General features: G+C 60.8%; 14 protein-coding genes. 6 read left to right on the top strand and 8 right to left on the bottom strand.

All coding sequences use genetic code 11. The features are described from left to right. Nucleotides 1-44 precede the first annotated feature (44 nt). Complete coding sequence (gene pspG / locus ACB039_RS09900; RefSeq protein WP_042649984.1) at nt 45-263, top strand: envelope stress response protein PspG; 219 nt, start codon at nt 45-47, stop codon at nt 261-263. 70 nt (nt 264-333) lie between these two features. On the opposite strand, the gene ACB039_RS09895 is transcribed toward pspG, so the two are convergent. Then, complete coding sequence (locus ACB039_RS09895) at nt 334-678, bottom strand: GIY-YIG nuclease family protein (protein WP_042649983.1); 345 nt, start codon at nt 676-678, stop codon at nt 334-336. Beyond that, nucleotides 675-1,568, bottom strand: a complete 894-nt coding sequence (gene rarD, locus ACB039_RS09890) for an EamA family transporter RarD (RefSeq protein WP_042649982.1) — start codon at nt 1,566-1,568, stop codon at nt 675-677. Before rarD ends, ACB039_RS09895 begins: the two co-directional genes overlap by 4 nt. Nucleotides 1,569-1,669: 101 nt before the next feature. On the opposite strand from rarD, the gene ACB039_RS09885 reads away from it, so the two are divergent. After that, the gene (locus ACB039_RS09885; RefSeq protein WP_042649981.1) at nt 1,670-2,251 is read left to right on the top strand and encodes a uracil-DNA glycosylase family protein; all 582 of its coding nucleotides are present in this window, start codon (nt 1,670-1,672) and stop codon (nt 2,249-2,251) included. Nucleotide 2,252: 1 nt separating this feature from the next. On the opposite strand, the gene ACB039_RS09880 is transcribed toward ACB039_RS09885, so the two are convergent. Next, on the bottom strand, nt 2,253-3,110 hold the full coding sequence (locus tag ACB039_RS09880; protein WP_139751113.1) for a DMT family transporter: 858 nt from the start codon (nt 3,108-3,110) through the stop codon (nt 2,253-2,255). 91 nt (nt 3,111-3,201) lie between these two features. On the opposite strand from ACB039_RS09880, the gene ACB039_RS09875 reads away from it, so the two are divergent. After that, nucleotides 3,202-4,119 carry a LysR substrate-binding domain-containing protein gene (locus ACB039_RS09875; RefSeq protein WP_371165559.1) on the top strand — a complete coding sequence of 306 codons (918 nt, stop codon included), beginning with the start codon at nt 3,202-3,204 and terminating at the stop codon, nt 4,117-4,119. Between the two features lie 107 nt (nt 4,120-4,226). Here the strand turns inward: ACB039_RS09875 and znuB are convergent, their stop codons facing one another. After that, entirely contained in the window at nt 4,227-5,006 is a 780-nt protein-coding gene (gene znuB / locus ACB039_RS09870) for a zinc ABC transporter permease subunit ZnuB (RefSeq protein ID WP_139751111.1), read from the bottom strand. A 21-nt stretch (nt 5,007-5,027) separates the two neighbouring features. Then, nucleotides 5,028-5,792, bottom strand: coding sequence for a zinc ABC transporter ATP-binding protein ZnuC (znuC, locus tag ACB039_RS09865; protein ID WP_017411255.1), 765 nt, complete (start codon nt 5,790-5,792; stop codon nt 5,028-5,030). Between the two features lie 94 nt (nt 5,793-5,886). Here znuC and znuA point away from each other — a divergent pair, with 94 nt between their 5' ends. After that, the gene (gene znuA / locus ACB039_RS09860; RefSeq protein ID WP_371165558.1) at nt 5,887-6,810 is read left to right on the top strand and encodes a zinc ABC transporter substrate-binding protein ZnuA; all 924 of its coding nucleotides are present in this window, start codon (nt 5,887-5,889) and stop codon (nt 6,808-6,810) included. Between the two features lie 77 nt (nt 6,811-6,887). Then, entirely contained in the window at nt 6,888-7,562 is a 675-nt protein-coding gene (locus ACB039_RS09855) for a transglutaminase-like cysteine peptidase (RefSeq protein ID WP_041206463.1), read from the top strand. On the opposite strand, the gene ACB039_RS09850 is transcribed toward ACB039_RS09855, so the two are convergent. Continuing rightward, complete coding sequence (locus ACB039_RS09850) at nt 7,557-8,498, bottom strand: TAXI family TRAP transporter solute-binding subunit (protein ID WP_371165557.1); 942 nt, start codon at nt 8,496-8,498, stop codon at nt 7,557-7,559. The two genes, ACB039_RS09855 and ACB039_RS09850, sit on opposite strands and share 6 nt — an antisense overlap. After that, entirely contained in the window at nt 8,495-9,793 is a 1,299-nt protein-coding gene (locus ACB039_RS09845) for a LapD/MoxY N-terminal periplasmic domain-containing protein (RefSeq protein ID WP_371165556.1), read from the bottom strand. The genes ACB039_RS09850 and ACB039_RS09845 overlap by 4 nt, the downstream gene beginning before the upstream one ends. A gap of 270 nt (nt 9,794-10,063) precedes the next feature. Between ACB039_RS09845 and mepM the strand changes: the two genes are divergently transcribed. After that, nucleotides 10,064-11,401: a murein DD-endopeptidase MepM gene (mepM, locus tag ACB039_RS09840; RefSeq protein WP_042649974.1), complete on the top strand. Its 1,338-nt coding sequence runs from the start codon at nt 10,064-10,066 to the stop codon at nt 11,399-11,401. Nucleotides 11,402-11,467: 66 nt separating this feature from the next. Here mepM and ACB039_RS09835 read toward each other — a convergent pair whose 3' ends face one another. Next, a complete protein-coding gene (locus ACB039_RS09835) occupies nt 11,468-12,412 on the bottom strand; it encodes a D-2-hydroxyacid dehydrogenase (protein WP_270823609.1) in 945 nt (314 codons plus the stop codon). Between the last annotated feature and the right edge of the window lie 36 nt (nt 12,413-12,448).

Genomic DNA, 12,448 nt, shown 5'->3' with positions numbered 1-12,448 from the left:
CGGATCAGACTCGCTGGCCACTGCAAGCCTGTGAGGAGCACAACATGCTGGAATTTATCGTCTTGATGCTGGTACTGGTGACCATGGCGCTGACCGGGTTTACCGTGCTGGCCATGCTGCTGGTGAGCGGGGTCTTCGTGCTGTTTGGCGCCCTGGCCGGCATGTTTGCCCTCATCATCAAGCTGGCGCCCTGGCTGCTGCTGGTGCTGGCGGTGTGCTGGTTGCTCAGCAACAGGCGCAAGCACTCGAACACCTACCGTTAAGCCTCTCTGCTATCGGATCCTTCCTTGGCCGCTGCTCCCAGCGGCCTTTTTTATGGCGGGAGCGACTGGTTCAGGGGGACGGATCGATGGGGGCCGTATCGGCGCTCAGCCAGGGTTGGCTCCAGTCGTGCCAGAGTCCGGGGTCGAGCACCAGGCGCTCCTTGAATGCCTTGGTCTGCTGCTTGAGGCGATACTCGAGGCGCAGCGCCGCGCCCTTGTCCGCCACCCCTTGGCGCCAGACCAGGGTCAGCGGCCCCTTGCCACGCAGCGCTCGGGCACCCTTGCCGCTCTGGTGCTGGCGCAGTCGCCGCTCGGGATCCGTGCTGATCCCCGCATAGAGCGAGCCCGCGCCGGTACGCACCAGATAGATAAACCAGTTAGTTGCAGGTTTATCTGTACAGGCGTCCGTTGTCATGACTCTTTCCACTGGACCCGGCAGCGCCCGAGCAGGTGCAGGGGTAGCAGGCTCACCAGCAGACCGGCCCAGACGAAGGCGAAACCCACCGACTTCACCGGATCCGGGATCTCCCCAAACCAGAAGATGGCGAGCAGGAAGGCGAGGCTCGGCTCTATGTATTGCAGCAGCCCCACCGTGCTCATGCGGGTGCGTGCCACGGCGTAGCAGAACAGGCCTACCGGCAGCAGGGTCGCGGGGGCGCTGCCCATCAGCAGCAGCTTGTCGGCCCAGTCTCCTGCCATAAACTGGCTGGAACCCTGGGCACCGAGGTAGCCGAGAACGAGGAGGGCGACGGGAAGCTGGGCCAGGGACTCGAGATAGAGGCTGACACCGGCATCGTGGCGCACCTTCTTCTTGATGAGGCCGTAGAAGGCGAAGTTGGCCCCCATGATCAGGGAGAACCAGGGCAGTTCGCCGTAGGAGAACAGCATGTAGGCCAGCCCCGCCAGGGCCAGGGCGACCGCCAGATGTTTCTGGGGGGTGAGCCTCTCCTTGAGGAAGAGCACGGCGAAGGCGATGTTGAACAGCGGCGTCATGAAGAAGGCGAGGCTGGTGGCCAGCACCTGGCCCGTGGTCAGGCACCAGGTGAACATGCACCAGCTGATGGACATGATGGGCCCCGCCAGCAGGATGAGGCCGAGCTGGCGGGGCTCGCTGTGCAGGCGTGCCCAGGGTACCCGTACCCCGAGCAGCAGGAAGAGGCCGCCCAGCAGGACAACAGACCAGAGCACCCGGTGGGAGAGCAGCTCCCACATGTTGATCTCGGGCATGAACTGGTAATAGAGGGGCAGCATGCCCCACAGCACGAAGGAGAGGGCCGCACTGCCGGGGCCCAGCCAGTTCTTCATCGCTTTCCGTTTATTAAATTAAACAAATGTGGCCGCATGATAAGTATCTGCCGCCGGTTCCACAAGCGGGATCCTGCCGGAAACTCTGTTACCATCAGGCCATGAACCGACTCGATATCCTGTTTGAACAGATCCGGGCCTGCCGCCTGTGCGAGGCTCACCTACCGCTCGGGCCCAGGCCGGTGATCCGCGGTAGCGAGCGCGCTCGCCTGCTGATCATCGGGCAGGCGCCCGGTACCCGTGTCCATGCCAGCGGCATCCCCTGGGATGACCCCTCCGGCGATCGGCTGCGTCAGTGGCTCGGGGTCGACAAGGTCACCTTCTACGACGAATCCCGCATCGCCATCATGCCGATGGGGCTCTGCTACCCCGGCAAGGGCAAGTCGGGGGATCTGCCGCCGCGCCCAGAATGTGCGCCCACCTGGCACGACAAGGTGCTGATGCTGTTGCCCAACATAGAGCTGACCCTGCTTATCGGCCAGTACGCCCAGCGCCACTATCTGCGGGAGGCGGGCAAGGAGTCCCTTACCGAGACGGTGCAATGCTGGCGGGAGTATGGTCCCGGCTGGCTGCCGTTGCCGCACCCGTCCCCGCGCAACACCTTCTGGCTCAAGAAGAACCCCTGGTTCGAGCAGGAGGTGATCCCCCATCTGCAGCAGAGGGTTGCCCCCTTGCTGCTTTGATTCAGACTGCCGGCTCTGCCAGCGGTTTTGACTTGCCGCGCGCCATGGCGACCAGCGGCAGTATGATGCACAGGCACCCCAGCAGCAGCGGCAGACCGGGCTGCTCGTCGAACAGCCAGACCCCGATGGCGACCGCCATCAGCAGGCCGGTGTATTCCGCCGAGGCGATCTTGCTCGCCTCCGCCTTGCGATAGGCCACCACGCACAAGCCCGCATACACCATGATCAGCGCAGAGGAGCCGAAGGCGGGCCACCACATCTGCCATTGCCAATCCCCCCCTTCCCACCACGCCAGCGCCAGAATGAAGGGCATGCTCAGCACGTTGGTGAAGAACAGGGTCTGGGCGATGGGCTGCTTGAGCGGGATCCGCTTGATCAGCAGGTTGTTGACCGCCATGGAGAGCGCCACCCCGAGCGCTGCCAGGGCGGCCCAGTTCACCTCGGTCGGGCGCAACACGATCAGTACCCCTATGAAGCCGATCAGCGCCGTCAGCACCTTCTGGCGCGACAGTGCCTCCCCTGCCAGCCACACCGCCAGCGGCACCATCAGCAGGGGGGCCGCATAGAAGAGGGCGTTGGCGGTGGCCAGCGGCAAGCGGGTGAGGGCGACCACCATCAGGCAGACACCGACCGCCCAGATATGGGCCCGCAGCAGGTGCCACTTGATGGCTACCGGCGGGTTGCGCCGCCAGGACCAGAGCAGCCAGGGCGCCAGCAGGAGGGCGGCGGAGAGCTGGCGGAAGAAGACGAACTGGAACACCGGCTGGCTCGGCTCCAGCACCTTGACCAGCGCATCGGAGAAGACCGCCACCATGTTGCCCAGCACCAGATAGAGGATGCCTATTCCGACTGCGTTCATACCACCTCCAGATTCAGATGAGGTGAGGGTAGCCCGCGCCTAGTTATCCAGTAAAATGATAAAAAATCACCATGCATGAGAATTTTGGATAATGAAGCTGCCCCCCCTGCGTGCCGTTCAATACTTCGAGGCGGTTGCCCGCCTGCTCAGCTTCTCCCGCGCGGCCCTGGAGCTGAATGTCAGCCAGAGCGCGGTCAGCCACCAGATCCGCCTGCTGGAGGACTTTCTGGGGGAGCGGCTGCTGTTGCGCCAGGGTCGGCTGTTGTCGCTGACGCCCCAGGGGGAGATTTATTTCGAGGGGATCTCCGCCGGGCTCGGCCAGATCGCCCAGAGCAGCGAGCAGTTGCGCGGCGGCGGCGAGATGCGGGTGCGGCTCGCGGTCTACAGCTCGTTTGCGGTGAAGTGGCTGATCCCCAGGCTGGCCGGGCTGCGCCAGCTCTACCCAGAACTGGATCTGAGTCTGGAGATGGTGGCGGAGGATCCCGAACTCTCCGATCGGGTGGCGGATGGTTTCATCACAGTCTCCCCCGAGGGGCCCGGCTACCTGCACGATCTGCTTTACCGGGAGCGGCTGATGCCGGTGTGCAGCCGGCGCCTGTGGCAACAGGTGGAGGGAGAGTGGCCCGCGGCCTTGTGGCAATTACCGCTGCTCTCCATCCAGGCGATCTACAAGGAGAAGGGTGAGGACTGGCGGCGCTGGGCCGAGGTGGGCGGGCTGACCATCCCCCCCGAGGCGAGGATGCACCACTTCAGCCACATCCTGCTGGCGTTGGAGGCCGCCAGCTGGGATCAGGGGGTGGCGCTCATCAACGACTACATGTTGCAGCCGGAGGATCCCGGTCTGGTACGATTGCCGCTGCACGTCCTCGAAACCGGCGACAACTTCTATTTCGTTTGCAAACGCTCGCGCGCCCATGAACCCGCCATCAGCCGGCTGCGACAGTGGCTCTGGCAGGAGGCGCAGGCGAACCTGCGTCCCGGGGAGAGCGAGCCCCTCAGACGTGTTTGACCTGGCTCGGGATAAAGAGGCTGGTGGCACAGACCTGGATCAAGGTGCCGTACTTGGGAGTCTCCTGATAACGTTGGAGAACCCACCGTTATCAGGAGCTTTGGTGTTTAAGCTCGTTTGAACTGGCTCAGGATGAAGAGGCTGGTGGCACAGACCACGACCGAGGGGCCCGCCGGTGTGTCCTGGTACCAGGAGAGGGTCAGCCCACCCAGCACGGCGAGACAGCCGATCAGGGCGGCGAAGCCGGCCATCTGCTCCGGCGTCTGGCTGAAGCGGCGGGCGGTGGCGGCGGGAATGATCAGGAGCGAGGTGATAATAAGCGCCCCGACAAACTTCATCGCCACGGCGATCACCAGGCCAATCAACAGCATCAGCACGCAGCGCAGCACGTCGACCCGCACCCCTTCCACCCGCGCCAGCTCCTCCGAGATGGTCATGGAGAGCAGGGGATCCCACAGCCGCCACAGGGTGAGCAGCACCAGGGCTCCGCCGCCGTAGATCCAGAGCAGATCCATGGGCTGCACCGAGAGCAGGTCGCCGAACAGGTAGGCCATCAGATCCACCCGCACGTTGTCCATGAAGCTCAAGGTGACGAGACCCAACGACAGGGCGCTATGGGCCAGGATGCCCAGCAGGGTATCGGTCGCCACCTGCTGGCTGCGGCTCATGATCACCAGCAGCATGGCCATGGCGAGGCAGCAGACCACTACCGCGAGGGTGAGATCCACCTGCAGCAAAATACCCAGCGCGATGCCGAACAGGCAGGCGTGGGAGAGGGTGTCGCCAAAATAGGCCATCTTGCGCCACACCACGAAGCTGCCGAGGGGACCGGCCAGCAGGGCGATGCCGAGGCCGGCCGCGAGGGCGTATAACAGAAAGCTGTCCACTTGATGATCCTGTCGGGTACGTTATTGATTGCGGGAGGGCAGGCGAATGACGGGGGCCTGCGGTTCATGATGATGGTGTTCGCCGTCGCAGTGGTGATGGTGGGTGTAGACCGCCAGCACCTCCTGTTCCGGTCGGCCGAACAGACGGGCAAATTCGGGGTGGCGGGCCACGCTCTCCGGTTCGCCGTGACAGCAGACGTGGCGGTTGAGGCAGATCACCTCGTGGGTGCTGGCCATCACCAGGTGTAGGTCGTGGGAAACCATCAGCACGGCGCAGTTGAACTCGGCTGCCAGCTGGCTGATGAGGGCGTAGAGCTCGATCTGGCCGTTGATGTCCACCCCTTGCACCGGCTCGTCCAGCACCAGCAGCTCGGGTTTGACCAGCAGGGCACGGGCCAGCAGCACCCGCTGCATCTCGCCGCCGGAGAGTTTCTGCATCCGGTTGTCCAAGAGATCTTCCGCACCGACCCGGTTCAACGCCTCCTCGATGGAGAGGCGGCCATTCTTGCCAAGCTGCAGGAAACGGCGCACCGTCAACGGCAGGGTAGGATCCAGATAGAGGCGCTGGGGCACATAACCGACCCGCAGGTCACGGCTGCGGGTGATTTGGCCCGAATCCGGCGTGAGCAGGCCCAGTACCAGCTTGCTCAGGGTACTCTTGCCCGCCCCGTTGGGACCGACCAGGGTAGTGATTTTGCCTTTGTTCAGGGTAAAGGAGACCTTGTCGAGCACGGATCGTCCATCAAATGACAGACAGACCTCTTTCAGCTCCACCAGTTGGGTCATGACAGCTCCGGGGTTTACAGCCTGTGAGAGTTATAATATAACAACAGCATTGGTTTGTTATATTATCACACACTCACTCCCTGACGAGATATCTATGCGAATTCTTACACTGATCACTGCCCTGCTGGCGGTGAGTCTGCCTGCCCGCGCCCTCGAGGTACTGACCACCATCAAACCCCTTGGCTTTATCGCGGCCGCCATCACCGATGGCGTGAGTGAGCCCAGGGTACTGCTGCCGACCGGCGCTTCTCCCCATGACTTCTCCCTGCGCCCCTCCGATATTCGCAGCATCAATGACGCCGATCTGGTGGTGTGGATCGGCCCCGGGCTGGAAGGTTTCATGACAAAGCCTCTTGCAAAGCACCCCCATGCGCTGACCCTGACTCAGGTGCCGGGCATGCCCCTGTTCAACTACGTGACTCAGGAGAGCCAAAACGACCACGATCATGAACACGAGGCCCACGCACACGGTGACCATGATGAAGGGCATGAGGGAGATCACCATGAGGGGGTGGATCCCCACCTCTGGCTGGGTCCGACCCAAGCCAAGGTGATTGCCAAGGCGATCGCGACCGAGCTTGGCAAGCAGGATCCGGCCAATCAGGCCCGTTATGCCGCCAACCTCGCCGCATTCGATGCCAAGGTGGACGCCAGGGACGAGGTGATCGCCGGGCAGATGAAGGCGGTGAACCAGAAAGGCTATTTCGTGTTCCACGAGGCCTATGGTTACTGGGAGCGTCACTACGGCATGAGTTCCAAGGGACACTTCACTGTGAGCCCTGAGCGTCGTCCCGGCGCCAAGACGCTGGTAGAGATCCGCAAGGCGCTGGAAGAGAAGCAGGCACGCTGCATCTATGCCGAGCCGCAATTCTCGCCAGCGGTGATCGAGTCGGTTGCCCGCAACACCGGAGCCAAGGTGCTGTTGCTGGATGAAGTGGGCGAGGGAGTTCCGCTTGGTCCTGATTCTTATCTGCAATTCATGCAACAGCTGGCCGACGCCTTCGCTCAGTGCCGTTGAGTCACTCCCAGGCTTGCCCGATGGGGTAGCCGCGGCCAACTATACTGACCTCCAGCGTCTGATATGGAGTGTCAGTTATGAGATGGTTGCTTGTCCCCACCTGCACGCTGGTAGTGTTGAGTGCCAACGTGCAGGCCTCCCGCCTCTCCGAGCACCTTGCCAGCCCTGAGCTGAAGGTCAAAATGCAGGAAGTGTATGGTGCCCGGGCCATCCAGCGCGCCGAGGCCTTTTCACGCCTGCTCACACCCAGGGCGGGTACGACGGATCAGCAGAAGCTGGAACTGGTCAACAACTACTTCAACAATCTGACCTACAGCGAGGATCCCAGGCTATGGGGAGATGAGGACTACTGGGCCAATCCGCTGGAATTTATCGGGGCCAGGGGGGGGGACTGCGAGGATTACAGCATCTCCAAGTACTACACCCTGATGGAACTCGGCGTCGACGAGAAGAAACTGCGGCTGGCCTATGTGAAGGCGATCCGCTACAACCAGTTTCACATGGTGACGCTCTACTTCCCGACGACCAAGTCCGATCCCTTGGTGCTGGACAACATCAACGGTCGTATCCTGCCCGGCAGCCAGCGAAATGATCTGCAACCCGTGTACAGTTTCGATGCCAAGAGCATCTGGGTCATGAAGTCACGTCGTGAGGGAACCCTGGCCGGGAGTGCCGATCGCCTGACCCAGTGGACGTCGATGCAGAGCCGCTTCTCCAGCGAGCATCTGCGTGCTCCCCGTCGCCAGCTATAGCTTGCCTGCGGCTTTCAACTCCTCGAAATACCTCGCTGCCCCCGGATGCTGAGTGACGCTGAGCACCGGGCCTGTTTTGTTGCGCGCCTTGTGAAACAGGTTGGCATAGCCATAGGTCTGCTCGTTGAAGCTGGTCTGCTGTCTCAGCATCGCCTTGGTCAGGTGATAGACATCCTTATCCGGCGTGATGGCATTGGTCACCAGAGTGGCGGCGATGGCAAAGGTGGGGGTGGCTTTCAGATTGCCGGGATAGATGCGGGCCGGTATCTGACTGCGCTGATAATATTTGACGCCTTGCAACAATTGCTCCCGGATTGCGCCCTCGACGGACATGAAACGGATGGCACAGCGCTTGGATGTCTCCAGCACGATCCGGTTGGGGTGACCCATCACCAGTCCATAGGCATCGATCTGTTTGCTGCACAAGGCGTCGGATAGATTGGCCACGCTCTTCAGATCGAGATCCTGTTCCTTTGCCCCCAGCACGCTGAACAGTGCCAATGCTGTTTGACGGGTACCCGAATTCTTCAGCCCCATGTCGATGGGGGCCAGCTTGAGTTGCTCCAGGGTGGTGATATCGCCATCGGCCCGCACCACTATGGTGAAAGGCTCGGCATGGGTAGCAAAGAGGGTTCTCAATTCGGGCTGGGGTTGCCTGGCAAATGGCCCCGTGCCCTGACTGGCCTGATAGAGCCAGTCAGACTGGACGAGGGCGTAGGGGATCTCTCCGGCTTGCAGCAGACGCAGATTTTCGATGGAGCCCGAACTGGCCTGCGGTTTGCATTGCACAGTGGGGTCGCTCTTGTGGGCCAGCCGGCAGAACTCCTTGATGACCTGGTAATAGATGCCCTGTTCTCCTCCCGTGCCAATGGTCACGGATACTGCGTGCAGACTGGGCTGCCACAACAGGGCAAGCAATAGGATGGGGAGTTTCATGATGCCTCCTGGCTGGCATAGCCATCGATACCCCAACTGCGCAGGGTGTCCACGTCGTTGATGTCACCGGCTTCTGCCAGCAGGGTATAGCCGGAGGCATGCAGGCACTGGGAAAGCAGGTTCCAGTAGAGGGGGGCCTGAGTCAGCTGGCAACTGATGAAGACTGGCTTGATGGGGTCGAGCTTTGTCAGGTTGTCGTTGTTCATGGGCACATTGCTGAATGCCATCTCGATCCCCAGAGCCTGAAGTGCACCCAGACGCTCCTCAGCCATGGGAGGGAAGCTTGTCAGATCCCAGCGCCAGTCCAGAATTTTTCCCCTGGCGCTGGCCAAGGAAGATGCAAACTGTGCCCAGTCAGGATGATTGAGCAGGCTGAGGGGGAGCTGGATCCCTTCCGTCTTCTGGGTCAGCCAGTCGTGGATCAGCGTCCGGATTTCATCCGGCGAGCTGTCTGTGGTGGGGGGGGTCTTGGGCAGCAACCGGCTATACAGTCGGATGTGTCCTTGAGTGGAGAAAAAGTGTTGCATATACATGCCGTTGGCGATGTCGGTCAACCCAGTTAGTTTCTGATGAGCCCGAAGACTGTCATGTTTGCCGAGCTGGGTGATCTTGAGTCTTTGCTGCAGCAGATCTCGTTTACGCTCGGAGACCAGTTGATTGATGGAAGCCACGACCTCCTGCAGCTCACGAAGCCATGGAGTTGGCAGAGTACCGCTGAACTGGCGTTTGCGGATCTGCACCAGTTGCAGGCTGACTTGTTCGAGAGGGCGCAACAGGCGGTTGCACACCCAGGTGATGACCAGAGTGAATACCAGCAGACCCGCGAGCAGTGCCAGCCCGGTGCGGCTGATGGCGTTCCAGAGGTGCTGGTAGGCATACCCTTCGTGTCCTTCGAGGGTGAGGGTGCCCAGAATGCGCCAGCCATCGGTGAGTTCCTGCTCGACCTTGACCGGTGGCATGTGGACGACAGTCGGCAGCCAGACGGGAATATTTTGCTGGGCCGTGTGGAAGACTTTCTGGAACAGCAACTGGCCATCGGGATCCAGCAGTGTGACCGAGCTGACGAAACCGCCATCGAACATGGCGTTGACGATGGTTTCCGCCAGCACCTTGTCGTCGTTGAGCAGGGTACCTTGCAGCACCAGGCCGAGTGCCGTGATGGCCGTCTCCAGGTTGGCCGACATCTGATCGAGGATGGATTGCCGTACCGTGGTGATCTCCAGCATGAGCAGCAGGATGGCACCTATGGCGAACAGGATCAGAATGATTACATTTAACAATCTTGCCAATGACATACCCACTCCCTGGAAATGTTTTTGCAACATCTGGCCGCCCGGGGGTGAACGCAACCGGACTTGGTTCTTAAAAATAGAAAAAATTGGCTGAAAAAGGCGATCATTTCTGCCCATGCGAGAAGGTTATGCATAAAATGTGAGTTTCGTGCATATCGTGATGAACTTTTTGTAAGTATTTGGGTCTAAAACCCAGATATTCGGTTTTCATAATAAAAAATCATAAAAACAGACCCACAACTACCACCCTTAGATCTAATAACAGGATAGCGGATGAAACGTCTCCGTCCCTTGGTAGCGCAGGCTGCCAACTGGGAACCCCCGGTTCCCCGCAAACATTTTTATGCCATGCTATTGCTCACGGCCATGACGCTGTCAGCGGTAGCCGTATTGCCGGCTCCAGGTGACATCCTTGAGCGGCCATTGCGTCTGGAGTTGCCCATTGCCACCACTGGTACCGCAACCAACGAAGACAACACCGACTTCAACGACATCCCCGACCACGAACTGGTGGAAGCAGCGGCGCCGGAAGATGACATTCCGGCCGACGGCACGCCCCAGTGGCAGGATTATCGGGTACGTAACGGCGAGAATCTGACCACCATCTTCAACAATCTCGGCCTCTCCACCACCACCCTCTACAAGGTGCTGGATGCGGATGCCAAGAATAATCTGGCCCGCCTCAAGCCCGGTCAGACCATCGAGTTGCTGATCGATCAGGACAACATACTGCAGCAGCTGAAGATCCGTCTGAACATCAAGCAAACTCTGGTGCTGGAGCGAACCGATGACACTTACAGCGCCAACATGCTCAATGAAGAGGTTGAGTGGCAGCAGAAGAGTTATGATGGCGTCATCAATGGCAGCTTCTACGTCAGCGCCCGCAACGCGGGGATCCCGGCCAACCACATTCAGAAAATTGCCAACCTGTTCCAGTGGCGCCTGAATTTTGCCAAGGATCTGCAAAGAGGCGACAAGTTCAAGGTGTTGGTGAGACAGGAGACGGTCGAGGGCAAGAGCACGGGTAACACCCAGCTGCTGGGAGTGGAAGTGTTCAGCCAGGGTAAGACGGTATCGGCCTGGCTGTCGGAAGATGGCAACTATTATGACGGCCAGGCGAACAGCCTGGAGCGAGGTTTCCGCCGTTACCCGACCCATAGTCGCTATCGGGTCAGCTCCAACTTCAACCCGGCCCGGCGCCATCCCATTACCGGTCAGGTTCGCCCCCATGAGGGGACTGACTTTGCCCTGCCGGTGGGGACGCCCGTGATGGCGACCGGCGACGGTGTTGTGCTCAAGGCGACTCGTCACCCCCTCGCGGGCACCTATGTGGTGATCAAGCATGGTCGTACCCTGATGACTCGCTATCTGCATCTGAGCAAGCTGCTGGTCAAACCCGGCCAGAAGGTGAAGATGGGAGACAAGATAGCGCTCTCCGGCAACACGGGCCGCTCAACCGGCGCTCATTTGCACTATGAGGTGCGGCTCAACAACCGTCCGGTGGATGCCATGAAGGTCAAGCTGCCGATGGCGGAACCGCTTTCCGGCAAAGACAAGCGCCAGTTCCTTGCCAAGGTGAAGAGCTATCGCAAGGAGATGGAGGCGGGTTAATCCCCTCTCTCCGGATACCAAAAGGCCCTGCCAATCTGGCGGGGCCTTTTTGCTGGAGGCCTGGACTCAGTAGCCCTTGTCGAAGTCGATGCGGCCATCGAGCTGTTGACCGTCGATGAAGCGGATGTAGTTGCGTATGAAGATCTGGGCCACATCTTCCGGGAAGCTGTAGGCGCTGTTGTGGGGAGTGAGGATGAGATTGGGCTGATGCCAGAGCGGGCTGTCGGCGGGCAGGGGCTCCTGCTCGAACACATCCAGCACAGCCGTACCAAGCTTGCCGCCGCGCAATGCTGCCAGCAGGTCGCCTTCATGGACGGCATTGCCCCGGCCGACGTTGAAGAAAATGGCGCCCGGTTTGCAGTGATTGAACCGATCGGTGGTGAACAGATGGCGGGTCTCGCGGGTCGCCGGCAGTACGCTGACGATGACGTCTGCCTGGGCCAGCATCTTGTTCAGCGCCGGCAGCTGATACACCTGATCAAAGCCCGCGCGCTCATTGCCACCGTGGCTGATGCCGAGCACTCGCATGCCGAAGTGCTTGGCGGTGTGTGCGATGTGCTGACCTATGCTGCCGGTGCCCAGGATCAACATGGTGCGTCCCTTGAGCCCCAGGTAGGGATGGCTCTGCCACAGTCGCTGCTGCTGCTGTTCGCGGTAGAGTGGCAACTGTCGCGACAGGCTGAGCAGGTGGCCGAACACATACTCGCTCATCAGCGGCCCGAAGATGCCGCGCACATTGGTGAGCAGGTAATCACGGCGGCAGCTGGCATCCAGCAGCACGTCGACCCCGGCGTAGGTGGACTGGAGCCAGCTCAGCCTGCCGGCTTTGGCCAGCAGGGGTCTGGCCCGTGCCGGCTCAGCCATCAGGATATGGGCATCACCGATCAGCTTCTCGGCGTCGCTCTGGTTGTCGGCCCGCAGTATGTGCAGATGAGGAAGGCGGGCGGCCTTGAGCAGGCGTTCATAGTGGTTGTTGTCCTGGCTGAGCAGAAGCAGGGTACGTTGACTCATACTCTTGTTCCTTATCATGTTTACGGCACGGAGGAG

The sequence above is a fragment of the Aeromonas sp. S2(2024) genome (assembly GCF_041402505.1).
GTDB lineage: Bacteria > Pseudomonadota > Gammaproteobacteria > Enterobacterales > Aeromonadaceae > Aeromonas > Aeromonas media.
Note: the sequence above shows the minus strand (reverse complement) of the source record. Positions and strands in the feature narration are given on the sequence as shown.